The organism is Rouxiella sp. S1S-2 (assembly GCF_009208105.1).
Classification (GTDB): Bacteria; Pseudomonadota; Gammaproteobacteria; order Enterobacterales; family Enterobacteriaceae; genus Rouxiella.
The window spans coordinates 2817902-2843680 of record NZ_WFKL01000001.1 but is presented as its reverse complement, the minus strand read 5'-3'; the positions used below and the strand labels follow the sequence as shown (position 1 = coordinate 2843680).

19 protein-coding genes are annotated in these 25779 nt (G+C 47.8%); 10 read left to right on the top strand and 9 right to left on the bottom strand.

Translation table 11 applies throughout. The features are described from left to right. Positions 1-88: 88 nt before the first annotated feature. Positions 89-961 (bottom strand): nitrilase family protein, encoded by an 873-nt coding sequence (locus GA565_RS13255; RefSeq protein WP_152198844.1) that lies wholly within the window; start codon positions 959-961, stop codon positions 89-91. Positions 962-1200: 239 nt separating this feature from the next. Then, positions 1201-2283 carry a type I restriction endonuclease gene (locus GA565_RS13250; RefSeq protein WP_152198843.1) on the bottom strand — a complete coding sequence of 361 codons (1083 nt, stop codon included), beginning with the start codon at positions 2281-2283 and terminating at the stop codon, positions 1201-1203. Positions 2284-2944: 661 nt separating this feature from the next. Between GA565_RS13250 and GA565_RS13245 the strand changes: the two genes are divergently transcribed. The 6 genes from GA565_RS13245 to fetB all read left to right on the top strand — a co-directional run bounded on the left by GA565_RS13245 (position 2945) and on the right by fetB (position 7900). Further along, on the top strand, positions 2945-3949 hold the full coding sequence (locus GA565_RS13245) for an ABC transporter substrate-binding protein (RefSeq protein WP_152198842.1): 1005 nt from the start codon (positions 2945-2947) through the stop codon (positions 3947-3949). Positions 3950-3958: 9 nt separating this feature from the next. Then, positions 3959-4666, top strand: coding sequence for a Xaa-Pro peptidase family protein (locus GA565_RS13240; RefSeq protein WP_152198841.1), 708 nt, complete (start codon positions 3959-3961; stop codon positions 4664-4666). 20 nt (positions 4667-4686) lie between these two features. Then, on the top strand, positions 4687-5475 hold the full coding sequence (locus GA565_RS13235) for an ABC transporter ATP-binding protein (protein ID WP_152198840.1): 789 nt from the start codon (positions 4687-4689) through the stop codon (positions 5473-5475). Beyond that, entirely contained in the window at positions 5468-6286 is an 819-nt protein-coding gene (locus tag GA565_RS13230; RefSeq protein ID WP_152198839.1) for an ABC transporter permease, read from the top strand. The genes GA565_RS13235 and GA565_RS13230 overlap by 8 nt, the downstream gene beginning before the upstream one ends. Before the next feature lie 188 nt (positions 6287-6474). After that, positions 6475-7146, top strand: coding sequence for an iron ABC transporter ATP-binding protein FetA (gene fetA / locus GA565_RS13225; RefSeq protein WP_152198838.1), 672 nt, complete (start codon positions 6475-6477; stop codon positions 7144-7146). Further along, positions 7133-7900: an iron export ABC transporter permease subunit FetB gene (fetB, locus tag GA565_RS13220; RefSeq protein ID WP_152198837.1), complete on the top strand. Its 768-nt coding sequence runs from the start codon at positions 7133-7135 to the stop codon at positions 7898-7900. The genes fetA and fetB overlap by 14 nt, the downstream gene beginning before the upstream one ends. 14 nt (positions 7901-7914) lie before the next feature. On the opposite strand, the gene GA565_RS13215 is transcribed toward fetB, so the two are convergent. Next, the gene (locus tag GA565_RS13215) at positions 7915-9126 is read right to left on the bottom strand and encodes an FAD-dependent oxidoreductase (protein WP_152198836.1); all 1212 of its coding nucleotides are present in this window, start codon (positions 9124-9126) and stop codon (positions 7915-7917) included. 215 nt (positions 9127-9341) lie between these two features. Continuing rightward, the gene (locus GA565_RS13210; RefSeq protein ID WP_152198835.1) at positions 9342-11285 is read right to left on the bottom strand and encodes an exoribonuclease II; all 1944 of its coding nucleotides are present in this window, start codon (positions 11283-11285) and stop codon (positions 9342-9344) included. Between the two features lie 246 nt (positions 11286-11531). Here GA565_RS13210 and GA565_RS13205 point away from each other — a divergent pair, with 246 nt between their 5' ends. Next, positions 11532-16745 (top strand): hypothetical protein, encoded by a 5214-nt coding sequence (locus tag GA565_RS13205; protein ID WP_152198834.1) that lies wholly within the window; start codon positions 11532-11534, stop codon positions 16743-16745. 77 nt (positions 16746-16822) lie between these two features. Here GA565_RS13205 and GA565_RS13200 read toward each other — a convergent pair whose 3' ends face one another. Then, positions 16823-19129, bottom strand: a complete 2307-nt coding sequence (locus GA565_RS13200; protein WP_152198833.1) for an FdhF/YdeP family oxidoreductase — start codon at positions 19127-19129, stop codon at positions 16823-16825. A gap of 323 nt (positions 19130-19452) precedes the next feature. On the opposite strand from GA565_RS13200, the gene GA565_RS13195 reads away from it, so the two are divergent. Beyond that, positions 19453-20622: a serine hydrolase gene (locus GA565_RS13195; RefSeq protein WP_152198832.1), complete on the top strand. Its 1170-nt coding sequence runs from the start codon at positions 19453-19455 to the stop codon at positions 20620-20622. A gap of 130 nt (positions 20623-20752) precedes the next feature. Here GA565_RS13195 and GA565_RS13190 read toward each other — a convergent pair whose 3' ends face one another. Continuing rightward, positions 20753-21742 carry an acyltransferase family protein gene (locus tag GA565_RS13190; protein ID WP_193311906.1) on the bottom strand — a complete coding sequence of 330 codons (990 nt, stop codon included), beginning with the start codon at positions 21740-21742 and terminating at the stop codon, positions 20753-20755. A 429-nt stretch (positions 21743-22171) separates the two neighbouring features. Here GA565_RS13190 and GA565_RS13185 point away from each other — a divergent pair, with 429 nt between their 5' ends. Together GA565_RS13185 and GA565_RS13180 are read left to right on the top strand one after the other, a co-directional pair. Continuing rightward, positions 22172-23092 (top strand): LysR family transcriptional regulator, encoded by a 921-nt coding sequence (locus tag GA565_RS13185; protein ID WP_152198830.1) that lies wholly within the window; start codon positions 22172-22174, stop codon positions 23090-23092. Between the two features lie 111 nt (positions 23093-23203). Continuing rightward, entirely contained in the window at positions 23204-23707 is a 504-nt protein-coding gene (locus tag GA565_RS13180; protein WP_152198829.1) for a DUF2501 domain-containing protein, read from the top strand. A gap of 108 nt (positions 23708-23815) precedes the next feature. On the opposite strand, the gene nth is transcribed toward GA565_RS13180, so the two are convergent. Genes nth through rsxG form a run of 3 tightly spaced genes read right to left on the bottom strand, consistent with a single transcriptional unit; the run spans position 23816 to position 25777 of the window. Next, complete coding sequence (gene nth / locus GA565_RS13175) at positions 23816-24460, bottom strand: endonuclease III (RefSeq protein ID WP_152198828.1); 645 nt, start codon at positions 24458-24460, stop codon at positions 23816-23818. Further along, positions 24460-25152 carry an electron transport complex subunit E gene (locus tag GA565_RS13170; RefSeq protein ID WP_152198827.1) on the bottom strand — a complete coding sequence of 231 codons (693 nt, stop codon included), beginning with the start codon at positions 25150-25152 and terminating at the stop codon, positions 24460-24462. The genes nth and GA565_RS13170 overlap by 1 nt, the downstream gene beginning before the upstream one ends. Continuing rightward, on the bottom strand, positions 25145-25777 hold the full coding sequence (rsxG, locus tag GA565_RS13165) for an electron transport complex subunit RsxG (RefSeq protein ID WP_152198826.1): 633 nt from the start codon (positions 25775-25777) through the stop codon (positions 25145-25147). Before rsxG ends, GA565_RS13170 begins: the two co-directional genes overlap by 8 nt. Positions 25778-25779 lie beyond the last annotated feature (2 nt).

Sequence of the window (25779 nt, the reverse complement as noted above, 5' to 3'; positions counted from 1 at the left end):
TTGGTTTTTTAATTGGCCACCGATTAAATAAAATATAATTCAGTAGGAAAAGTTTGAGCTTCTCACTGAATTATAATACAGGTGATATTTATCCTATTGACTCATTGATTGAACCTGAAAAGTTGTACGCTTCCGGTCGACGGTCTCTTAACACCTGATTAAAATCGTTCCAGTTGCGATGACGTTTTGCATCGGCCAAATTAACTGTCGCCATTACTATCTCGGCATTGATCGCACTGGCGGGACCGGCGGCCGGCCAGCCGGTATAGCTGGTAATTAAACTTTGTCCGATAAAGGGTTGTTCCCGCTCTATACCGACTCTGTTGGCGGCGGCGATAAAAATCGAATTGCTGTGTGAGGCTGCCATGACCAAAATGTTTGCCATCGCTTCACGGGTGGGATCCTGACCTGGAATGGGAACCCAGTTGGTCGGCACGCAGACAATTTCAGCACCCTGCAAAGCAGCTATTCTGAAGCTTTCAGGGAACCAGCAGTCGTAGCAAATTTGGCAGCCAATTGTCCCAATGCGCGTTTTAAATACAGGAAAGCCGAGATTACCCGGTTCAAAGAACAGCGCTTCGTCGCCCCACAAATGCACCTTGCGATAGCGGCCAATGTATCCTTCTGGTCCGATAATGACCGCCGAATTATACAGGCTCTCACCATCACGCTCGATGATACCGGCAACCAGATAAATATTCAGCCGTGCTGCGCAGGCAATCCATGCTCGAGAGGAGTGACCATCAGGGATATTTTCAGCAAGTCTGAACGCCTCGTCGCGTGATGAAAAAACGTAGCCGGTATTACACAGCTCGGGCAGCACCAGTAAATTGGCGCCTTTGGCCGCCGCCTGTTCAATCATCGACACGGTTGTTGCGACGTTGCGCGCCGTTTCACCAAAAATGGGCTCCATCTGAATGCAGGCTACGGTAATGAGGGCTTCGTTGTGTTTTGAGACCATGATGTTGACTCCTGGATAAACAGCGCGAATACAGCAATATATCAGCCGCTATCGGTCCCGGATAGAATAAAAAGGCGTTATACCTATTATCTAATGGAATTTTATCATGTAATTTATGAGGCGTTTATTTGAGATGGAATGCGTTATCTTTCTGAAATTTCAGTGAATATTAAAAGTAGGGAACGACTTTGCATCGTTCAGGCTCTCGCAGTCACAGAGAACCTGAACATGGGAGTAGCTTACTTATAAGTGGCTGCTGTTTCTGTAAGTGAATCAGTAAATAAATATATATCGTCAAGAGCACTAATAGCATGTCTTGTTTCATTTTTGCTTTGATCAAACAAACCTATATACATTTGGCTGCGATTCAAGTGAAGTCGACATATCGGTTTTCTATTATTGTCGTCTACGAGGATACCGAAATAACTTTTGGTATCACGATAAGTCACTCTGTCAGCCGTGACGACTGTTCGTATAATCGATTTCACTATGTGATAGCCTTCTATTTCTTCGGCTGTCGTTACCACACCATTTTCTTCTTTAAGAACCCCCTCAGGTTCTTCAGTGACTTCTTGCACCGATTCTCCTTGCAGAGCGGGCGGTGCGTTAGTACTGAGAGCAGACTTGAGTCTTTCGTTAACCTGGTCGTTTAGCCACTGCGTAAGGGATTTCTTTGTCAATGTTAAAAAAAGGTCTCGAACTTTTTGCGTTAATATCCCTTCGTAAACACGCGAGGCCACAAACTTAACGAAATCATCTTCAGGGGTTTGAAACTGAGAGGTAATAATTTTCTTAATCTGACTAACGTACTTAAGCTCACCTGCTGCATTAACGATAGATTCAACGTCAAAAGCGCCCTTAGTCAACTTTAACAACTCGGGAGCAACATTGTGATCTATGTCCAGAAGATCCAACTCTAAAAATGGTTTTTCGTCCATTTTATTTGGTGCATCCAAGTCTGTGAAAAACTTATAAACTTGACCGTTGGTGAGAATTGAAATTCTGGCGCTTGTGACATGAAAATATCTGAATAGCTGCGCTGCATGCTTAATATTTAGCGGTTCACCTACTTTCTTACACTCAATAAGTATCTGAATTTCATTATTTTTTATTATGGCGTAATCAATTTTCTCTCCTTTTTTAGTCCCCACGTCACATATAAATTCGGGAATAACTTCAAGAGGATCAAAGACATCATAACCCAGTATTTGATTTATAAAAGGCATGACGAATGCGCTTTTGGTTGCCTCTTCAGTTTGGATCAGTGAAGCTTGCTGTTTAACTTTGTCTGCGAGTGCATTTAATTTTTCTAAAATTTCCACTGTTCACCCTTCTTTTTTGGGATGCCTGTTGGGAATGCGCTTGGCATGAATAGAGTAAATAACACTAAGCAAGTTAGAATCAGATCTAAAGCAATACATAGATAACCTATAAGTAACATAGATCAAGCACAAAATTTTTCATTATAAAAATATCGATAAATGCTTAATTTTGTCAATTTTAGTCGAAACTTTGAACTAACTTAACTTTTAGATAAATTTACGTAGTGGATTGTTTGTAAAAACAAGCTATGGGGCGATTCTTTCGCACAAAGTTAAGGTGGTTAGTTTCTGAAAAAATAATACATTCATCTAAAAATGACGCTATCAATTTTATGTTTATAAATTGGAGAATATAAATTTGGTTTTAACGCAACCGGCTTTAGCATGAGAAGTCATTCAGTTAGCTATTTCGGACGTCAGTTTACATTCTACTGACGCTGCATTTTATTTTTCAAAAGCCATTATTTAACATGTTGTAATGAGTTTTTAGGGGAAGTCCACACGCGATTAGCGGCTAAAAAAATCAACTTCTTTCAATCCTAACGGCTACTTATATCAAGCTGAAAAATACTCAATAAATTGATTGACATAAAATCTTGTCCCGCCTCAATATGCAGTAGGGTTGACTAATTATTCCTCTAAAACTGCCGGAGAAATGAACATGAAGAGACGTACATTTTTAGCTGGGACCGTTTTGGCTGGAGCAACATTGCTCAGTACTTTACTGCCGGCTGTGGGAGGAATTGCTACAGCCTCTGCGGCGTCACTGACCAAGGTGACGTTTATTCAGGAGTGGCCGGTCGCCGACGGATTCTGGATCCCCTGGATCCTGGGTAAAGAGAAAGGTTTCTATGCGCAGGAAGGAATCGACCTGGATATCGTGGCACCACCAACGGTAGCGGATACCATGAAGTTTCTCGGCACCGGGCGCGCCAACGTCGCTTTTACCACGGTGATGGATATTATATTTGCCAAAGAGCAGGGTGCGCCTGTCGAGGCGATTGGTCGTTACGGTAAAGAGAACAACTGGGGCATTATCAGCGAGCAGGGTAAACCTTATACCGTTGCCCAATTGAAGGGGAAAAGCGTCGGGATTTATAACGATGCCTGGACTAAGGCGCAGTTGGCGCTGATGCTAAAAAGCGCCGGTTTGACTCTCGACGATGTACAGATGGTGACTGCAGCCGACGATACCGTGCCACTGCTGCTGCAAAAACGCGTTGACGTCATTACGGGTATCACTAATGCCGAGGGGACAGAAATGACCACTACAGGCAAGCAAAAGCCGGAGTTCCTGCCCGCTATTGCCCACGGTGTGCCAAATACGCCTATCTTTATGCTGGCTGGTAATCAGGACTGGCTGAAGGCGAATCCAGAACTGGCGAAAGGCTTTATGCGTGCCACGCTGAAAAGTATTGCCTACGCAGTAGATCACCCGGATGAAGGCGTACAGGCCTTCGCCACCGCCTACAGCAAAGCTTACGATCCGGTTTACATCAAACAGCAGTGGGCAGATACCGTTCCACTGCTTTCACCGCCCGACAGCAAATCTTTGGCGCTTGACGGGGCTATCTGGCAGAGCCTGCTGACAGCAATCAAGGCCGAAGGCATTGTTAAAGCGCCGCTTCCTGCGGATCAATATTTTACTAATCAATATCTTCCGTAAGGGGGCGTGATGAGTACGCCTTCGAACATGAAACCGGCCTGGGCGTATCGCCCTGGGCCTGACATTGCCTTTGACGCACCTGCCGGACTGCGTGCTGCTCAGCGTATGGCCAAGGCGGCCGCGCTGGCGGGCGTGCAGGCGGCGCGCAGTGGCATCAGTGAAACTGAGGTCGAACAGGGGGTGCATGACTTTCTGATAGCACAGGGAGCGCAGGGGATATGGACCATCACCAACGTTGGACTGGGTGAAAATACGCGAGTTTGCTTTCCTACCCAAGGGCCCGGCGAGCAGCGGGCGGGTGAAAGGGACGTGCTGATGGTAGACGTGCATCCGATAACTGCCGACGGCTCATGGGGTGATTGTACCCGCTGTGCGGTCATAGGCGATTATCCCGAGGCGACACAGGCACTGAAAGACCTTGAGCGTATTCATTACGAGACGTTGGCGCGCTGCCGCCCGGGAATGCCGGCCAGTGAACTGTTTGGACTTTCACATCATCGACTGACGCAGGAAGGTTTTATTCTGCTGGATTTACTGGGAAATATCGGCCATTCGCTCACGGCTGGTGCGGCCTACACTCACGGATTTATTGACGCTGGCAACAATACGCCGATGTGGGGGGCGTGGGCGATTGAGCCCTTTGCCCAACGCGGGGAAGTTGCGGTGAAAGTGGAAGACTTAGTGTGGTTTGGACGCGAAGGCTGCGAAATTTTGTGATGTGAAGGAGAGAGTGCGATATGACACACCCGAAGTTATCGCTGCAACAGGTGACACGTCGTTTTGGAACGATGACCGCGCTGGCCGCTACCGATTTAGACGTGCAGGAAGGAGAGTTTGTTTGTGTAGTCGGCCCCTCCGGCTGTGGTAAGAGTACTCTTTTTAATCTTATTTCCGGCGTGCTAATGCCCGATGCTGGCAAGATACTGATTGGTAATGAAGACGTTACCGGGCGCAGCGGTCACGTGGGTTACATGTTACAGAAAGACCTGCTGCTGCCGTGGATGACGGTTATCGACAATATCGTACTCGGCGCTATTCTTAAAGGCGGCGCCAGCAGGGAGCAGCGAGCAGCAGGCGTGGCTCTGGCACAGCGCTACGGACTGGGTGAGTTTATTAATCACTATCCTGCGGCTTTGTCCGGCGGTATGCGTCAGCGCGTGGCGCTAATGCGAACGTTGGCAATGCAGCACGAAATCATGCTGCTCGACGAGCCCTTTGGCGCGCTGGATTCACAGACTCGGCTCTCAATGCAGCAATGGTTGTTGACCGTTTGGGCCGAGCAAAAACGGACGGTTATTTTTGTCACTCATGATATTGACGAGGCGGTTTATCTGGCCGATCGCGTGGTGGTGATGTCGCCTCGCCCAGGTCGTATTCGTGAAATTTTAACGGTAGATATTCCGCGACCTCGCCCGCTTTCCTGCCTGACGAGCCCCGAATTTACCGCGTTAAAAAGACAAATTCTCGATTTGGTCTTTACTGAAAATGCCAGCGAAAACCAACAGGAGCCTTTAGCCCATGACTGATGCTCGCAGCACACCTCTTTTGCGTAAATTACTGTTACCCCTAGGCGGGCCGCTGGCGGCGTTAATTTTGGTGCTGCTGGTGTGGGACATTTCGGTTCGAATTTATCATATTCCAGCCTACGTGTTGCCGTCACCTGAGCAGACCTGGGACCACATACTTTCCGATTTACCGGTGCTGTTACAGGGCTTTCGCATCACCTTTGTGACCTTTTTGATGGGCTTTATATTGGGCGCAGGAGCAGGGTTCATCTTTGCGGTGTTGATGGATGCTACGCCATGGATACGCAGCATTCTTTATCCCATTCTGATTGCCAGTCAGGCGGTACCGGTGATTGCCATTGCGGCGGCGCTGACTATTTGGCTCGGATTTGGGTTGGCACCCAAATTGGTGATTGTTGGATTGGTGGTTTTCTTCCCGGTGGTGGTGAACGTGTTGGATGGCCTCAATTCAGTGGATAAAGACATGCTTAATCTGGTGAAGTCGATGGGGGGATCACGCTGGAGTATTTTTCGCTATGTCAAACTTCCCGCAACTTACACGCCGCTTTTTTCTGCGCTTAAGCTCTCGGCAACGTTCAGCGTCACCGGCGCAGTCATTGGCGAGTGGACCGCCTCTACCAGCGGTGGCCTGGGTGCCTATTTACTGCAGGCAAATTCGCGCCTGAACACGGCGGGCACTTTCTCGGCGATTGCCTTTTTAGCCCTGTTGGGCGTGGTGAGTTTTCTGCTGGTTATTCTGATGGAGTATGTCATGACGCCGTGGCGTTCGTCTTCAAAAGCAAGGCGCTGGTCACGACGTTATTGGGGATGAGTCTTTATCGCAAAATTTTTTCAAAGGTCTTAAGGTCAAGGGTATGCGCTGTGCTTATTGCCCGTAGGTGAGTCCGTTTCAGTCACTTTTAAACATTCAGAACACCTACGGCAAGTTGCTCTGTCCCATAGCATTTGGCGATAAAAATGCGTTAAGATCGCCTGCAAATTATTGATAACGAGTCTGATATGTCTTCCCCCGAATTTTTACTGCGTTTGCAGGACTTGAGCTTCAGCCTGAATCAGCAGGTATTGTTGCGGCCCACATCGTTTGAACTCAATCCCGGCGAGTTCACATTGCTGACCGGGCCTTCCGGCAGTGGAAAAAGTACGCTGCTGAAAATTGTCGCTTCTCTGCAAACCCCAACCAGCGGAATAGTAAGGTTTGAAGGTAAAAAAATCAATGAAATCAAGGCGGAAAGTTATCGTCAGCAGGTGTCTTACTGTTTTCAAACGCCGGTGCTGTTCGGGCAGACAGTGTTGGATAACCTGGCGTTGCCCTATCAAATTCGCGGCAAAAAAATCGATAAATCTCGGATGACTGAATGGCTCAAGCGCGTCAATTTGCCGCCGGAGATGCTTGATAAAAACGTTCAGGAACTTTCAGGCGGTGAGAAGCAACGTGTTTCGCTGCTGCGTAACTTACAATTTTTACCCAAAGTGTTGTTACTTGATGAAATAACCAGTGCGTTGGACGACGAAAACAAGCAAAACGTTAACGCTATTATTGCTGAATTGGTCAGCGAGCAGCAGTTAGCGGTGATTTGGGTGACTCACGATACCCATGAAATAAGCCATGCCAAGCGGGTTATTACGCTGGCGCACCAAGCATCGACAGAGAGTGGCCATGAATCAGCATAATATTACCAATGAATCTCTCGCATTAGCCTTGGTGCTGGTGGTGGTGGCGCTGCTGGTCAGTAAAAAAGAGAAGCTTGGGCTGGAAAAAGACATCATCTGGAGCGTGGCGAGGGCAGTAGTGCAGCTGATCGTGGTTGGCTACGTGCTCAAATATATTTTCGAACTTAACAACGACTGGCTCACAGTGTTAATGGTGCTGTTTATCTGTGTTAACGCAGCGTTGAATGCGCAAAAGCGCAGTCGTAATATCGATAACGGTTTTATTATCTCGTTTATCGCCATCACCGTCGGCACATTACTGACCCTGTCGGTGCTTATCTTGTCTGGATCTATTGAGTTTTTACCGATGCAGGTGATCCCGATTTCAGGAATGATTGCGGGTAACGCCATGGTTGCCGTGGGCCTGTGCTACAGCAATCTTAATCAGCGTTTTGCCGATAATCAGCAAAAAATTCTCGAAATGCTGAGCCTTGGCGCGGGCAGTAAGCTGGCTTCAGGGTCGATCATTCGCGACAGCATCCGTTCAGCAATGATCCCGACCGTTGATGCTGCCAAAACGGTGGGTCTGGTCAGCCTTCCCGGCATGATGTCAGGCCTGATTTTTGCAGGCATTGACCCTGTTAAAGCCATCAAGTATCAAATAATGGTCACTTTTATGCTGCTGGCGACGGCAAGTCTATCGACTATTATTGCCGGATATCTCGCCTATCGCCGTTTTTATAATGACCGAGTCCAGTTACGGGTAATGAAGTAATTCTCTGTAAGAGGCTAAATTTTGAATTTTTCCTTAAAGAAGCCGATGCCAATCAGTCTTCCAAACAGAAACGGAATAAAGGCCCGCTGCCGTAGCCACAGCTCCATGCCCGACGGTGCTTTTCGGCGCGGCTTTTGACCGGCTTTGCTTATCATAATTTGCAGTGACTGGGTCGCCCAGGTTGGAAAGGTGCGACGTCGCTGCACGCGTTTTAAATCGCTAAGCGTCAGGGTTCCCGCCAGCAGTTTGGGGGCCACAATATTGGCGGTGGCAACCGCGTCCTGAATCGCCAGATTGACACCCACGCCACCAATCGGGGACATGGCATGAGCAGAATCACCGATGCACAGCAGCCCAGGTTTAGCCCACTGCTTTAGGCGGTCGATGCGAATCTGCAACAGCTTTACTTGGCTCCAGTCACTGATGTCTTTATCGAGCCTCGCTGAATCGAAGGGTGAAATCTCGGCTACGCTGGCAATCAAAATCGGCAGACCTTGGCGTTGCAGGTCATCGAAGCTGCCTTTAGGTATCGAATAGCCACACTGCCAATAGTCACCGCGGTCAATCATAATGAACCCCTTGCGCGGGCCGCGATGGCCGGTTGACCATTGAGGGTCACTGTCTAACTTTGCCACTCTGAGCCACAATACATCACGTGGAGCACCGAAGTTCATCACCTCGAGAGCGGCTTTTTCGCGCACTACCGAGCGACGCCCGTCGCATCCCACGACCAATGTGGCATTAATCTCAAGTTTACCTTCGAGCGTAGTCACTTTAACGCCTGTTATCTTGCCCTCTCGTTCAATCAGGTCATCCACGCAGGCGTTTTGCAGCAGGGTGAAGTTAGGCAACTGACGGGCCTTGGCGCTGATAAAATTGAGAAAATCCCACTGAGGCATAAAGGCGATAAACTTGCACTGTGTAGGCAGGCGGGTGAAGTCGGCAATGGTTGACTCTTTACCTGCAATTTCACCATAGAGCTTTTCGGCCCTCTGGTGTGGGAGCTTTAAAAATTCGTCGAGAAAGCCAAGTTGCCAAATAATTTCCAGCGTGGAGGGATGAATCGTATCACCACGAAAATCACGAAGAAAATCGTCATGTTTTTCGAGCACAGTCACCCTAACGCCTTTGAGAGCCAATAAATAGCCAAGCATCAGGCCGGCCGGGCCTCCGCCTACTATGCAGCAGGTGGTAGTGGCGCCAGTGGCGGCAACGTATGAAGTCATATCGACAGGTGCTCCCGAGTTAACAATAATTTTTTGGAATCTATTTTGATAATGATAATCATTTAATAAAAATCAAGTCAATAAACTCTACGCCTTCTCATTCATTTTTGCCAACACATGCGCATTCACTGTCACACTGTGGTGGGAAAAAATGCATAAAAAAAACCTGTCGGTGCGAGCCGGCAGGTTTTTATTGATTGGCTGTCTAAACAGGCTTAGACAGCAGGTTTGGCGATCACGTTGCGGTTTTCCATACGGACTTCAGCAATGTTGACGTCAATAATGTCGCTCTGACGATAAGCGACTTCGCCTTTGATCAACACCGTGCCGGTATCTTGACTGCACACCAGTTCGTCGCGAACGGCGTGCAAGAATGGCGCAGGAATAAAGGCTACCGCGCCAATGTCCTGCAGGCGAACGCGCAGACCGCCGCGCGTCACGTCGATTACTTCTGCGCTGAACTTAACGTCAGTCCCGACTTTATCTTCGAGATAACGCGCATACAGCCAATCACCCACATCACGCTCGGCCATGCGGCCCAGACGGCGACGCTCAGCCAGCTGAACGGTCATGTCGTCCTGTGGCTTCTCGGCGCTCTGCTGAGTAATCATCGCTTTAATTAAACGATGGTTAACCATGTCACCATATTTACGAATCGGTGAGGTCCAGGTGGCGTAAGCTTCCAGCCCAAGGCCGAAGTGCGGGCCAGGAACCGTGCTGATTTCTGCAAAGGTCTGGAAACGACGAATGCGGCTGTCGAGGAACTGGGTCGGCATGGCATCAAGCTTGCGGCGCAGTGCGCAGAAGCCTGGCAGAGTCAGCAGCGTAGGGCCATCGGCCTCAACGTCATTGGCCTGCAGCACAGCCACGGCATTGTCAACCAGCAGCGGGTCAAAGCCGTTGTGCACGTTGTAAACGCCGAAACCTAAACCGTCGCGTAGCGCAATGGCGGCACAGACGTTGGCGGCGATCATGCACTCTTCAACGATGCGGTTGGCAATGCGGCGGTGCTCGGCAATAATCTCGAGTACGTTGCCTTTTTCGCCCAGCACGAAGCGGAAATCAGGTCTGTCTTTGAACACCAATGCGTTGGCGGTGCGCCATGCGCTGCGCAGGTCACATACGCGTTTGAGCAGGTTAATTTGCTCGGCGATGGCGTCATTCTGTGGCTTCCAGTCGCCCGTGCCAGTCCCTTCCAACCAGTCAGACACTTCGTCATAAACGAGTTTAGCATTTGACTCGATCCAGGCGGCAAAGAAGCGAATGTCGTTGCCCAGTGTGCCATCGGCAGACAGCGTCACGCTGCACGCCAGCACGGGGCGGCGTTCATTTGGCAGCAGAGAGCACAGGTTGTCTGAAAGTTCGCGCGGCAACATCGGAATGTTAAAGCCCGGCAGATAGTTAGTGAACGCGCGTTTACGGGCCAAATTGTCCGCATCGCTGCCTTCGGTCACGTAGGCCGTTGGGTCTGCAATGGCAATGTTCAGTTGCAGGGTGCCGTCGCCGTTGTCTTTAACATACAGCGCGTCATCCATATCTTTGGTGCTGGCGCTGTCGATGGTAACAAACGGCAGGGCGGTCAAGTCTTCACGCGTCAGGCCTTGTTCCAGCAGCTCGGTTACATCAAATTCTGGCGCTTCACGCTCCAGATTATGACGTGCCAGGGTCACCCACCACGGAGCCAGATCGTCAGAACCGTTGGTTATCCACTCAGTCAATTCGGCTTGAAAAGCACGATCGCCTTCTTTCAACGGATGGCGACGCATTTCAGCAACGCACCAGTCGCCTTCATTTACTTCATGATTGAAGTTGCGACCTGTACGGCATTGAATGGCTTCACGCAGCAACGGATGGTCCGGCATGATAGAAAGACGATCGTCTTTTTTAACCACGCGGCCTACAAAGCGACTTAGAAAAGGTTCTACCAAAGTTTCTGGCTGAACGATTTCACGCTCTTTTTCGGTTTGCACAGAGGCAATAATCCGGTCACCGTGCATCACTTTTTTCATGTGCGGAGGCGGAATGAAATAGCTCTTTTGACCGTCTACTTCAAGAAAGCCAAAGCCTTTCTCAGTGCCTTTTACGATGCCTTCGACACGTGGCGTCTGAGAGTGAAGTTGCTGTTTTAGCTGTGCGAGCAGCGGGTTATCTTGAAACATATCGTCCAGAGATTGAGGTTAGAGTGGTTCGATTAGCGGCAGACAGTTTTACGCGAATCGGCCACTGTGGGCAAGCGGCATCTGTCTATTTTGCCATGATTAAAAAGGGTTGAAACTTACTGGCGGGGCTTTTAGCCTGCGAGGAATAAACATTGAGCGCAAAGTGATAGCGCTGGAATATCTCTGTGGTTAAAAATAACACAACAATAAAATAGGCAGTTTGCCAACACCACAAGGCGTCGGGTTATGCCTGCACCGATTTTACCCGCATTGAACGCGCAGGTCATTACGGACCCAACGGCACTTTACGCGTGTCTTAATGTGTACAATCAGTTAACTTGTTTTATCGAAACTATAAGGAACTCACCAGCCCAGTTGCTTTCTGCTGGTGTTCCACAAAAACTGCAAGTACTCGCGCAAAGAGGGGGGGAACTGCTTAACAGTTACATAGAGCACATGTTGGGTATTTGTTTTCAACGTGAGATGAATGAGCGGTCTTGTGCGCTGATTATTGACGTAGATAAAGCACGACAGGCCTTGATGACTGCCGAGGTTAAGCAACTGCTGAGTGTGCTTTATTCACCACCGCCGTTTATCCCGCCGGAAATAACGGTTGATGACTTTTCACAGGAAATAACCTTATTTTTAGCCTCCTCCGGTCTTTCTTCAATAGGCATACCCGCAGACCTCAATAAACAGGTATTTAAGCAGCTTAAGCAATTACTGACGCGTGAGGGCGCGCTGAAAACTGCAACCGGAGAGGACTCGGACCGACTATTGCTGCAGTTTCTTTCATCTCGGCGTGAGGGTTGTTACATAACAGGGCAGATGATAACTGCACTGTTCATTCCTTTTATAAAAGAGGGCGATCGCCTATTTTCCGGACTGGGAACCGCGCTTTATCACCTTATTACCTGTGATCCGCTGCGCATTTTATTCCCGGTCAACGCCGCACCAAGCAATGGAGAACGGCTAAAGGTAACCGCTTTACCAAAACCGGATAATGATATTGAGCGTCAAGCTGCGGGCGCTCATCCTAGTCACTTACCCGTTATCGCTTTTCCAGGTGCCCAACCCTATTACGGTCCTCATCTTGAAAACCGACTTTATCGTATTTCCCATCACTCGACAGCGTTGTTTTACGGGCCTTACCTCACCATTGAAAGCCCGCGCTGTAGAAGTAAACCGGATGCGAACAGGACGTACCTTGCACGAGACTTCGCAGGGACAACCGTTGATGGCCAACTCAATCCTGACCGAGGGCTGGTTTTTTATCAGTTAAATACCGGGCGAAGTGCGGTAATAATAGACGCGGCGAAAGGGGATGCGGTGGTGTATTTGGAGGTGCCGGCGTCATCGGAGACAAAAGCAACGTCAATGAGGGAGGTTTCAGCGGCTTTCAGGCCAACACCGGTACTTAAAAAAAGCGGTCCTACAACGGCGATAAAAGCATATAAAGAGAGGGTAGGCGGCACAGCAGCTGATTGGATAAGAGAAAAGTTACAACACCTTGACCGCACAATGAGCCTGTTCAGCGCCGCCGATGCGCAGAGATTACCTGCCAAGGCCGCCTTCAGTTGGCAAAGTCGTAAAGAGGCACGGTCTTTAAACGGTAGCACAGCGGCAAGAAGCAAGACATTAATTAAGAATCCAAATATTGAGCAATTATTTCCTGATGATTATACCTACGATGACATTACTTACTGTTATAAACCGCTGCTCGGTAACGGCATAAAGGCGTTCAGCGTTTTAAATATGGTGGAGAAAATGCTGGGTGACAGTTGCATGCCATTTCTGACCAGTGGTCAGCCTGATGTGGACAATAATACGCGTGTAATACCCCAGGTGATTGCTCTTTTCTATTCCTGTGCAAACCTTGACATGAGTCGACAACCTCTCTCTTGGGTAGTTAACGGTTACGTGAAGTATATTTTATATTTATTAAATATTGATAATGTTTTTGAGCAGAACAGGTATGTTGAAATATACACGTTGCTTAACACCCTGTCTAATATCGACGAATCGCTTGCCGTAAAGTTAAGAGGCTATATAAAAATAGATTCTGGAAGTGATTTCATTGATGCGCGACTTTCTCGCGTGATCGGTATCATTTCATTTCCCTTTCACCGTGCAGGTGGCAATGTTTATCGAACGCATGAAATGCGCGGATGGAAACTGATGTTAGGTATGTTAATTGAGCAGTACTTTCCTGTAGGTCGACGAGGAAAACCAATGGAAAGGGCTAATGATTTTATTTACCTGCTGACAGATAACTCTGTAAAAAACGCCAACAAACAGAAGTTTATGAAAATGTTAACCTATCCTCCGCTTTGCTTTATCATTGAGCTTATGTCGCTTGATGTATTGCATGAGCGATTGATTAATGATAAACACCAGGAAATAATAAGTCTGATGTATAAATTTAATGCCATTGAGCTTGGACGTCACGACGCCCTGGCTTTTAGCAGCCAAACGGTGGTTGAACAAATTTATGCACTTCATCATGGTAATAATACACTCTCAAAGAGTGACAGCATTAGTATTATTAGACGCTCTCTTATTACATCGGTGCGCATTACATTTAACTTCATTATGGAAAATTGGTTTTATCAGTCAAGTCCAAAGGAAATTAAACTAAATATTTACAATCTATTTATCACTTGCTGGCTAAAAGGGACGTCGCGCAGTTTAAGGAAAGGTGATCTTTTCCAGGGCGGAGTATTGAGCTTTGAATTTAATAATAATCGTCATTTTTTCTATATAGATGATTCGGCAGAATGTTCCTATTTGGGGGCGAGTGAGGATATAGTGAAAAATGAAATGCTCAACAATCGAAATTTCTTTAAAGGGGGTAATATTCAAGAGGTTTTTTTTGAAAAAACGGGGCATCGATTTAATGAAATAGAGGGCGAACTAAGCCTGTTGTTGAACAATATCGGCTCTTTTAACGTAGGTACGGATTTTTCTCAGGCAGCCGAAGTTTTTGTTGACCATATAGCTTTCAGCACACCCAGAAAAAATAAACTTACAGGCAGTACGTTCACGACCAGAATGCAAGATTGGTACAGTGATATTTCATTCGCCTCGTTTATTCCACTGTGGGGATGCTATGACGGGGTCAGCAATCAGCAGTTTGATACGATTGAAAAAATAATAATTTGCGGTGTTGAGGCACCGACACTGTCATTCGTCGCCGATAAAAGCGGCGACTTAATCAAATCAATAAAAAACACCCTTTATTTGCGCCCTCAGGACCTCTTTTCTGATATCACCGATACCACCTCTTCTTCAGGAACTCTTTACCTATCTCCGGGACGAGGCCTCATTCTCTCCACCGAGATGCCGGGTGAGGCGGCAGGGGTTAAGGTCACTGGCTCTGCGTCCGAGATGATTGCTCGGTTTCATGGTTCAAGCGTAGAGTCGTTCAGCACTTATCAATCGTCGAGCGAATCCCTGTTTTATTATGAAAAAAATGGGGCTAAAAATATTCATATGCCGAAAGAGTCGCTGAGCTCTATAAGGGCCATCGAAACTTCGGTGAGTCTTAATGACATATCAAGCTCAATGTATTCCCTTGAGGGAGAAGTGACGGTCAACAATATTGTTAAATATACAATAGAGGATGGTTTATTGGCTAAAGAGGAGGATATTAATATGTTCCTCGATATGATACACGGTAGAATAAAAGACCGGCAGAAACAGTCCCTTCATGCGACTATTGAAATTCTGGGAGAGATATCAAATGGATTATTGGCCAACGTACCCCACCTGATAACTAGAAAAACCGGCATAAAGGCGGTGGCCTATTCGGTAATTCTAATGGCTGCACTGGAGGTGTTTAAGGCATCTGTTCTCGCTGTATACAATGAAGAGAAACACGGTGGGTATCAGGATACCAATATTATTGACTTCAAACTTCGTTTTTTTGATAAGCTCAAACTGCAGTTCGAAATTAAAAAAAACGACACGGCGAAGCCGGTTTCTATTGAACGAAATATCGAACTTACGTCTGAGCAAAATCAGGAGTTTCAGCGCAAAGGGATTGTGAGAGTGCCGGAGCAGGAAAGGGTGAATTTCAGTTTGCTGCAAAAGCAGTCAAAAATAGCATCGAATTTGAATAAGATAATAATGGACAGTTTGCTGCTGGGTTTACCTTTTCCCCGTGGTAAATTGCCTTCTCTTTCATTAGCTCTTGAGTCTGGTTTAACGTCTTTGTCAGTTTCTGACAGCTATTTTCGCGTGTTGTCTATGCAAGCCGATGATTTTATTGACCTGTTGTCATATAGGCAGAAAATAAATTTCGCTTTAAAAGAAAGTCGGGTTTTCTGTAAAGAGACTAACTCCGTCAGTGCGGGTGTTTTATCGACAATAAGACGTGAGGAACTATCGCTTCTCGACGCTTTAATTAAATATAAAAGGCAGGGGGTACAAATAGTCTATCCCGATTCTATTACCCTGCAGACTCAGGTTCTACTCGAAGCATACCGCAATGCCAATGTTAGTGATTATGTAAAAGAATATAACCGTGTGCATCGTTGGCAATTTTTGAGGATAGTTCCACAGGAATATTTAAACTTTACTACGGATAAATTGGTCCACTATTTGAGAATGCATAAAAATGTAGAGCCAGATGCGATTAATATTACGCGTATTGATTTTTCACCGTTTATACTCAGCGTGTTTCCCCTGCGCGAGATAGACCGACATAAACAGTGTAATAACTTTAGCCATCAGCAAAAGCCCGTCTTTATCTTTCCTCAAGGGTTGCCCGCCGATGTTTCATTGATGCTGCATCAAATAATAAACGCTTCCCCTGAACAACTTTTGGGTGATAGAGCGACTCATCTCGATCAGCACAGGATGTCTGGTTTGGGCATTGAAAGTGTTAAATCAATGGTAACGCCTTATTACACCATGCCCGCCCGGTTATTTTATCACAGTCGGATTATTCGTTATGGTTTTTTACAATCCGAGCTGGAGCGACTTCGGTTCAATTATTGGCAAAATGGCCGGATGCAGACTTTCAGCCTTATAGAGGTGTTGGCAGGGCGTTTGAAAGGCGCACACGAAGGCCATCCTTTTATGCAGAGTAATAGAATGCTTAAAGATGAAATTACCCGCTATTTAGGGGCGACTGCGGGAGAGCTAAAAGCAGAGCGAAGAAAAATTGAGTTATATTACGCACTGTATCGGCGTGAAGAGGTTTATTCACTGCACCCTTCCGAGTTTATTAATTGTATAGCGCAAAGATATGGTGTGACTCAGGATATTAACGATGAGGTAATAGTGGAGATTATTTTTCTGCACCGCCGACAAAGCAAAACGCTTAAAGAAGCGCTAGCGGACAATACTGATAACAGTATTGTGGCTTATCCAATGGGCTGGCCAGGCGAAGCCTGCAATGAGATGGACGTGTACCGCGGCATTCGCTATGGAAATCTCACGCCGCAGGTTGGCTAATATGCTGCATCGAAGCAATAAAAGAGAGCACATAAATAACTATGTGCCCTCTGATACTATTTATGATTAACGGTTAATCAGGCAATACGGCGAGTATCTACCACAGCCTCACAGCGGCGAATAGCCACCGGTATAGATTTTGAAGTCGGGGTATGTGTCTGATCGCCAAAGCTCGACAGCGGCACCAGTGGGTTAGTTTCGGGGTAATAGGCGGCGAGATTTCCACGCGGAATGTCATAGCTCACCAGTTTAAAACCACTCACTTTGCGTTCAATGCCGTCGTTCCACAGGGTTTCAATCTCGACCAGTTCGCCGTCTTTAAAGCCGAGGTCTGCCAGATCTTGTGGATGAATGAACAGTACTTCGCGCTGGCCATACACGCCACGATAGCGGTCATCGAGACCATAAATTGTGGTGTTGTACTGATCGTGCGAACGCAGAGTTTGCAGGGTAAACGGAGCGTTTTCATGCTCCATCGGCGTGACACGCTCAGGCAGCGGGGCAGCACTGAAATTCGCTTTGCCGTTTGGCGTATTGAATTTAAGCTCTGCTGCGGCATTACCCAGATAAAAACCGCCTTTAATATCACAGCGCTGATTAAAATCAGTAAAGCCCGGAATGGTAGCCTCAATGTGGTCACGGATCAGATTATAATCATCCGCCAGCGCCATCCAGTCGAGGTAGCGTTTACCCAACACCGCGTCCGCAATTCCGCAGACAATCGCCGTTTCAGAACGCTGTTCGGTAGAGAGTGGAATTCCTACGCCCTCAGAGGCGTGCACCATGCTGAATGAGTCTTCAACGGTGATAAACTGCGATCCGGTAGCCTGCATATCCAGCTCGGTGCGGCCAAGGGTCGGCAAAATCAGCGCTTCACGTCCTGGCGTCAGGTGACTGCGGTTGAGTTTTGTGCTGATTTGCACCGTTAAATCACAGTTGCTCAGCGCCTGCTCGGTGCGTGGAGTATCCGGAGCCGCCGCGGCCAGATTGCCACCCAGGGCAATCAGCACTTTGGCTTCGCCACGCAGCATAGCTTCTAGCGCCTCGACAGTATTGTGGCCCTGTTCGCGTGGCGGGGTAAATTTAAAATGGCGCTCTAGGTTGTCGAGCAGCGCTTTTGGCGCTTTCTCATCGATACCCATAGTGCGGTTACCCTGCACGTTACTGTGACCGCGCACCGGACACAGGCCCGCACCGGGTTTACCCAGCTGCCCAAAGAGCAGTTGCAGGTTAGTGATTTCACGCACTGTTGGCACGGAGTGTTTATGCTGTGTAATACCCATTGCCCAGGTGCAGATAACCCGTTCGGCGTTCATATAAACTGTGGCGGCTTCACGAATTTCGAACTCGCTCAGGCCAGACTGCTGGGTAATGTGCTCCCAGCTCGTTTGGTCAACGATGTCTAAGTACTCATCAACGCCTACGCAGTTTTGAGCGATAAATTCTTGGTCGAACAGTGAAGGTTCACCGGAGGCGATGCGCTGACGATGAGTTTGCAACAACACTTTGACCATGCCGCGAATAGCCGCCATATCACCGCCGAGGTTTGGCTGATAGTAGGCGGAGCTGATGCGTCCAGATTTGGTGGTCACCACTTCCAGCGGTTTTTGCGGGTCGGCAAAACGTTCCAGACCGCGCTCGCGCAGGGTGTTGAAACTCACTACTTTTGCACCGCGATCGGCGGCGTGACGCAGGCTGTGCAGCATGCGGGGATGGTTGGTACCCGGATTTTGCCCGAATACAAAAATCGCGTCTGCTTTTTCAAAATCGTCTAATCGAATAGTGCCCTTACCGACGCCAATGCTTTGCTTGAGGCCGACACCGCTGGCCTCGTGACACATGTTTGAGCAGTCAGGAAAGTTGTTGGTGCCGAACATACGGCCAAACACCTGATAGAGGTAAGAGGCTTCGTTGCTGGCGCGTCCCGAGGTGTAAAAATCGGCCTGGTCAGGACTTTCAAGCCCGTTCAAGTGGCTGGCAATCAGTGAGAAGGCGGCGTCCCACGCGATAGGCTCGTAGTGGTCGGTGGTACGATTGTAGCGCAACGGGTGAGTCAGACGCCCCTGATACTCAAGGAAATAGTCACTTTGTTCGCGCAGTTTTGCCACACTGTGTTGGGCAAAAAATTCTGGTTCAACCGCCTTGCGCGTCGCTTCCCAACTGACGGCCTTGGCACCATTTTCACAAAAGCTAAACGTGCTGTGATTATCATCGCCCCAGGCACAGCCGGGGCAGTCAAAACCGCGCCCTTGGTTAACGCGCAGCAGGTTACGCAGGTTTGAAAGGACTTTTTTACTGTCGAAAACGTAACGGGTGGTAGCTTCCAGCGAACCCCAACCGCCAGCCGCGCCGGTATAGGGTTTAATCTCGGATTTGAATTTCATTTTAGGTCTTCGCAGGTGTGAGTAGAACAACCCCATTCAGTCAAATTCTTCAGGGTTGTTAATATTATGTCACAAGCTTATGAAGGATATGAGGCGCAGTCTAATCGAATGTTGTAATCGTGGGATAGAGCGCACTAATAATGGGGATGATATCGAAATTGTAAGCAAATGGTTTCATTGTGAAACTTTCAGCAAAGGTCTTATTGTTTAGCTTCTGCGTAAATTGATGCAACCTATGCCGCCAATGGTACATTTTTACCTTTTGCGGCTGCCCTGAGGTTAGGGATTGGGCTGACTTTAAAAGAGCGTTTGAGGATGATTAAGTGAAGCGTTTAGTATTAAGTATTTTGTCCGGTGTAATCTGTGTTTCTGCTAGTAATGCATGGGCCGTAGCACCGATCGATTTTCAGGTAGTGCCACCCAGCATTGATGCTGCTTCTTTTGTTCTTATGGATTACGCTACCGGCGATGTACTGGCTTCCGGAAATCCTGACGAACGCCGCAATCCTGCGAGCCTGACAAAATTGATGACAGGATATGTCATCGATCGCGCCCTCGATGCGCACAAGATAAGTATGGATGACGTGGTTACCGTGCCCCAGGAAGCCTGGGTTGCAGGGAATAAAGTCTTGGCAGGTTCTTCACTGATGTTCTTGAAGCCGGGCGATCGCGTTTCTGTGCGCAATTTGATTCAGGGCATTATCATCGACTCTGGCAACGACGCCTGTGTGGCAATGGCTGACTATGTGTCAGGCAGCCAGGATGCGTTCGTGGGCATTATGAACCAGTATGTGCAAAAACTCGGCCTGACCAACTCCCACTTTGAAACGGTTCACGGCCTCGATGCACCGGGGCAGTTCACGACTTCTTATGATTTGGCCAAGCTCTCTCGCGCAATTATCGGTGGCGAACCTGAGGAATATCATATGTATGACGAGAAATCGCTGACCTATGACAACATCACTCAGCAAAACCGCAACGGCCTGCTGTGGGATAAAAACCTCAACGTCGACGGTCTGAAAACCGGTCATACCGAAACGGCAGGCTATAACATCATTGCCTCAGCAACAGAAGGTAATCGCCGTCTGATTGCCGTGGTTATGGGCGGAAAAAGCTCTAAGGGTCGTGAAGAACAGGCGCGTAAACTGCTGACCTGGGGCTTCCGCGAATTTACAAGCATGCAGGTATTCAAGGCCGGTCAGAGCGTTTCAACCGAGAAAGTGTGGTTTGGTGATAAGCCTCAACTTAAGGTAGGCAGCCTTGACGACGTTTATTTGAATATTCCGCAGGCAGACAGCGAAAAGGTTAAGGCACAATACGTGTTAACCAATCCGCAAATTGACGCACCGCTTAAGAAGGGTGATGCCGTGGGCACCATCAACATCGTTGATAATGGTAATATTATTAAAACCGTGCCGCTGGTTGCGTTGGAAGACCTGCCTAAGGGCGGCATCGTGAGTCGCGCCATTGATTACATCAAGCTGAAAATCTAAGTGGCTTAACGTTTAGATTTCGTTTTGTATAAGGTCTGTGCCATTAAGGGCAGGCCTTTAATTTTTTCTGTTTCTTATGTTAACCGTATAAGCGTTTTTGGCCCCAACGGTTTTATCAGCTGACTCTACGTTAAACTAATCTTTTTATTGTTTTTTGAAAAAAGAAGCAAGAGGTGATAATCAGTAATACCGCTGCAATCGTTGCCATTTCTTTTAACGGAATATTGACCCCTATCCATTTTGAACAATAGGCTAAAACCAAATAGGCCCCATCAAGAAAAAGTATGTGCGAGTAATACATAAAGGTTGATGTTAAGCGTTCAATTCCTGATAAAGCAATGATCCCAGGCCTTCGTAAACAGAGTAAAAATAAAATGGTTGATAAAAACGGGGCGGAAAAAGTCATATCCATTGACGTGATGAAGTGACTTCCGGAATCATTGATAAATTTAGTCCATGCTAATGATTCGTACGCCGAAAAAATGATAGCCAATAGCAGCAAAGCTTTCAGTTTGCCGTTAAAGTTGGCAGTGACCCACTCATTACTGGCAATGAGATAACCTAGGAAAAACATCGGCATGCCGTAAAATATACCATTTCTGTAAAAGAATGAATTCGGACTGTCTACTATGACAAATCGCCAGTTTAATAAAACGCCAATTATCCAAAGTATGCTTATGAAAACCAGCATGACTTTAGGTTTACATTGTATGGCATTTTTCAACAGCAGGCAGAGCAAGGCAGTAATAATTAATGCTGGAATGAACCAAAGTTGGGCGGCACCGGTTATTTCAGCCCTGATGATTAAATAAATTTTTCTTAAAACGCTGGCATTTTCAATTTGTAATATTGCCGATAACTTATATGCGTATATAATCGACCAAATTAGATAAACTTTTATAATGTGAGAAAACCATTTTTTAGTCGTGTTCTTTTTTATCGTTTTAAAGAAGAGGTAACCGCTGACGATAAAAAAGAAGGGTACTGCAGATCTAAAGAATCCATTGGTGAAAACGCCTAAAATATAGCGGTTATATTGTGAGTCCAAGAGAAAGCCATGCATGGCAACAACAGTTACCGCAAAAATCAGCTTTAAACTATCTATTGTTTTATTTTTCACTTCTTCATCCATAAAGTAGGCTGAATACGCTTTGCTGTTTAAATCTGTTAATGCTTACAGCAGCAAAGCTCTAGTGCGAAAATGTTTCTTTTAATTAAATAGTTAGTGAGATTTTTTTATCAGCCAGAGGATAGTAGGGGAGAGTGTTTAGTCTCGTCAACGTCTACATTTCAGTTTTGGGTACTACATCTATTTTTTTTAACGAACTTTTAAGTCCAAGGATATCTACTCGTATTCTTTAGGTTGACGCATGTGCACTCACCGGAAGTGATTTTATTTTGGCGAAGCGCGTGAGTCAGATATTATGTCTGTATTGGAAAGAGTAAGAACCCCTCATTTGATGCTCTGCTTTTAAGTTAGTACACGGGTTAGTGCATAACGTTACATGGACTAAAGATTTTTAACCTAACTATATGAAATGCAAAAACTTTGGACATAAAACAACTCATTTATCTGTGTAATCTCGAGCGAGAAAAACACTTTGGCCGCGCGGCGCAAGTCAGCTTTGTAAGCCAGCCGACGTTGTCAATGCGTCTGAAAAACCTTGAGAAAGAACTCGACCTCAGTCTGATCAATCGCGGAAACAACTTTGAGGGCTTTACGCCTGAAGGTCATCGCGTTTTGAGCTGGGCGCGAGAGATTGTCTCCGTTTACGAGGGTTTGAAACTTGAGGTTGCCTCTTTGAAACAGGGGCTCAGCGGCACGCTGCGTATTGGAGTAATGCCTCAGTGCAGTATTTCACTGGCGGCTTTACTCAAGGGCATCGGTGAAGATCATTCCGGACTGGATTACCGCGTTTCTGAAGTCAGTGCCGATCGGTTGATAGAAGACTTGGCCAGTCATTCCGTTGATATCGGTATCGGATTCTTCGAATTCTCAACCCTGAATGAGCTGCGTTTTCAGCTCTTTCCATTGCACGACGGCGGCGTTGACGTAGTTTATAACCCACAGCATTTTCCGCAACTTGAGCAATATTCTCAGCTGAATGCACAGCAGGTTGCTGAGTTACCACTCTGTTTGTCTGAATCCAGCCGCTATTTCCGACGTTATCTTGATAACTTCTTTCGCAGCAGTGGACTGGAACTGCGTCCAATTTTGGAAAGCAGCTCAATATTCCAACTGATGCAGGGCGTTTTTGTTGGCCTTGGGTGTGCGCTGGTACCTCGCGGGCATCTGATCGACGAGATGTCACCGTCATTAAAACGCTGTGCGCTGAACATTGCGCCGATGACTCGGCACGCCGCGCTGGTGGTTGCCCCGACGGGGAGAGCCACGCCGTTGGCACAGCATTTTTTTGGTGCCGCTAGCCAATGGTTAGCCAAGCGTGATGCCGACATAACAAACATTTGAATCTGAAAGGCATTATCCGACTTAATCCTATTGCTGGGCGCTGGCAATCGCGCCAAGATTAGCTTAAGAATGAAAACCAACGTGTAATCGCATAATGGATTGGAGCAAAAGATGAAAGCATTTCGTACCAGCATATTGGCCCTGGCAGCAAGCGGGCTTTTGATGGCCGGCGGCGCGCAGGCTGCCAACAGCCTCCTTGACTCTTTATCTGACGCCGCCAACCAGCAGCTCAGTGGCAACGCCGGTGGCGGCTCGGAAGGTGGCTATTCAATGAGCCAGCTCACTTCTTTACTCGGCGGTAGCAACAGTAATCTGACCTCCAAAAGCAGCACTAATGCAGCGGGTATTCTGCAGTACTGCGTAAAAAATAACGTGCTTTCGGCCACTAGCGCCACATCGGTTAAAGATAAACTGATGGATAAGCTTGGCATCCAAAACGCCGGAACGGCTCAAAAGGCTGACTATCAGGATGGACTCAACGGTATTCTTCACACCGGGAAAGGTCAGAATGTTGACTTAAGTAGCTTAGACTCAGGTGGGCTGACGCAGTTGAAAGAAAAGGTGAAAACCAAAGCTTGTGACGTGGTATTAAAGCAGGCTAAATCATTCTTGTAATAGTTTTAAATTGGAAAGATTCAGGTTCTTAAGGATAACTGCATGCGCCTCGCTTAATGGGCGGCGACCCAGTGAGCGAAGCGCATGCCTTTAATCTAAAATTTGTAATCAATACCCTTCCGGGTAAACCTTCTCTTTGCTCTCACACAAGTCTTCAATCAGGCATGATCCGCAGCGCGGTTTTCGCGCCACGCAGGTGTAACGACCGTGCAGAATAAACCAGTGATGGCAGTCGAGTTTAAATTCAACGGGGACGACTTTCAGCAGCTTTTCCTCCACCTTTTCAACGGTGTCTCCGGGTGCAAAACGCGTGCGGTTGCAGACGCGGAAAATGTGCGTGTCTACGGCAATGGTCGGCCAGCCAAACGCGGTGTTGAGCACGACGTTAGCCGTTTTTCTCCCCACGCCTGGCAGCGCTTCCAGCGCGGCACGGTCTTCAGGAACTTCACCGGCGTGATTATCAAGCAGAATTCGGCAGGTTTTAATCACGTTTTCAGCCTTGGTGTTAAACAGACCAATAGTTTTGATGTACTCCTTCACGCCGTCAACGCCTAAGTCCCACATCGCCTGCGGCGTATTGGCCACTGGGTAGAGTTTGGCAGTGGCTTTGTTGACGCTTACGTCAGTAGCCTGAGCCGAGAGAAGTACGGCAATTAACAACTCGAAAGGGGTGGTGTACACCAATTCAGTGGTTGGGTGCGGATTATTCTCTCGCAGACGTTCAAGAATGCTGATGCGTTTGTCTTTATTCATCAGGCTTTCTCGGTATTTCCCTGCGGCAGCGAATGAGCAGCGCGCGCAGCGGCGCGTGCCTTCATTCGTTGGTCAATCAAGTACTTGCCCGCCAGCAGCATGCCAAGACCAATAAAGGCACCCGGCGGTAACATCGCCAGCAGGAAGGGATTATCCAAGTGAACCACCTGCACGCGCAGTACTTTGGCCCAGCTTCCCAGCAACAGGTCGGCGCCGTTAAACAGTACGCCGGAGCCAATAATTTCGCGCATTGAGCCCAGGGTAAACATGGCTGCCGTCGCACCAAGGCCGGTCATCAGGCCGTCGAGTGCGGCAAGGTGCACCGGACTGTTGGCGGCAACCGCCTCTGCGCGGCCCACCACGATACAGTTGGTGACGATAAGCGGAATAAAAATTCCCAGAGCTTGATAGAGCGCGAACGCATAGGCGTTAATCAACATCTGCACGGTACTGACCACTGAGGCGATAATTAGCACGTAGATGGGAATACGTATTTCGCTTGGCACCCAGCGTCGGAAGGCTGAAATCATCGCGTTGGTGCAGGTCAGCACCATGGTGGTAGCCAAACCCAGCCCCAGTGCATTAGTTGCCGTGGAAGTCACGGCAAGCAGCGGGCACAGGCCGAGTAATTGAACCAGCGCGGAGTTATTCTTCCACAGTCCGTTAACGATCAGTGTTTTTGCTTCACTCATCACGTGCTCCACAAGGGGTGAGGTGGGAAAGCTGCGCAGGCACAGTTTCAATAAAGAGTGCGGTGCGTTTTACAGAGCGGACCACGGCCCGCGGTGTAATGGTCGCACCGGTGAATTGATCAAACATACCGCCGTCCTTTTTAACCGCCCAACGTGCATCGCTGGCACCGTTAATCGTTTGATTAGCAAAGCTTTTGATCCAGTCGGAGATGCGCACTTCAATTTTGTCGCCGAGCCCGGGCGTCTCATGCTGTTCAAGCACGCGGGTACCGAATACTTTGCCATGAAAATCAGCGGCAACCAATAGTTGAATTGCACCAGAATAACCGTCTGGCGCGGTAGTCTCAACGACTGCCGCAACTGGCTGGCCGTTTTTACGCGCCAGGTACATGCGATGCGGCGTAGCCGTCCCCAATGATTCATCAGTGACGTTGTAACACTCCTGCTGCATGTTGTTGTCATACACGCTGGCAGGGATCACCTGATCAAACAGGCTCCTCTGCTGCAGCAGGGCCTGATGCTCAATCGTTGGCTTGGTTAAAAGATTAACCAGCGCAGTCATACCCGTCATCAGGATGCCGAAAAATGCCAAAGTCACGCCATAGCGGCGCATTGTAGCTAACATAC

Excerpts from the sequence above, each read along its gene's own strand:
- GA565_RS13255 (WP_152198844.1), bottom strand. The coding sequence starts at position 961 with ATGGTCTCAAAACACAACGAAGCCCTCATTACCGTAGCCTGCATTCAG.
- GA565_RS13245 (WP_152198842.1), top strand. The coding sequence starts at position 2,945 with ATGAAGAGACGTACATTTTTAGCTGGGACCGTTTTGGCTGGAGCAACA.
- GA565_RS13240 (WP_152198841.1), top strand. The coding sequence starts at position 3,959 with ATGAGTACGCCTTCGAACATGAAACCGGCCTGGGCGTATCGCCCTGGG.
- GA565_RS13235 (WP_152198840.1), top strand. The coding sequence starts at position 4,687 with ATGACACACCCGAAGTTATCGCTGCAACAGGTGACACGTCGTTTTGGA.
- GA565_RS13230 (WP_152198839.1), top strand. The coding sequence starts at position 5,468 with ATGACTGATGCTCGCAGCACACCTCTTTTGCGTAAATTACTGTTACCC.
- fetA (WP_152198838.1), top strand. The coding sequence starts at position 6,475 with ATGTCTTCCCCCGAATTTTTACTGCGTTTGCAGGACTTGAGCTTCAGC.
- fetB (WP_152198837.1), top strand. The coding sequence starts at position 7,133 with ATGAATCAGCATAATATTACCAATGAATCTCTCGCATTAGCCTTGGTG.
- GA565_RS13215 (WP_152198836.1), bottom strand. The coding sequence starts at position 9,126 with ATGACTTCATACGTTGCCGCCACTGGCGCCACTACCACCTGCTGCATA.
- GA565_RS13210 (WP_152198835.1), bottom strand. The coding sequence starts at position 11,285 with ATGTTTCAAGATAACCCGCTGCTCGCACAGCTAAAACAGCAACTTCAC.
- GA565_RS13205 (WP_152198834.1), top strand. The coding sequence starts at position 11,532 with ATGCCTGCACCGATTTTACCCGCATTGAACGCGCAGGTCATTACGGAC.
- GA565_RS13200 (WP_152198833.1), bottom strand. The coding sequence starts at position 19,129 with ATGAAATTCAAATCCGAGATTAAACCCTATACCGGCGCGGCTGGCGGT.
- GA565_RS13180 (WP_152198829.1), top strand. The coding sequence starts at position 23,204 with ATGAAAGCATTTCGTACCAGCATATTGGCCCTGGCAGCAAGCGGGCTT.
- nth (WP_152198828.1), bottom strand. The coding sequence starts at position 24,460 with ATGAATAAAGACAAACGCATCAGCATTCTTGAACGTCTGCGAGAGAAT.
- GA565_RS13170 (WP_152198827.1), bottom strand. The coding sequence starts at position 25,152 with ATGAGTGAAGCAAAAACACTGATCGTTAACGGACTGTGGAAGAATAAC.
- rsxG (WP_152198826.1), bottom strand. The coding sequence starts at position 25,777 with ATGTTAGCTACAATGCGCCGCTATGGCGTGACTTTGGCATTTTTCGGC.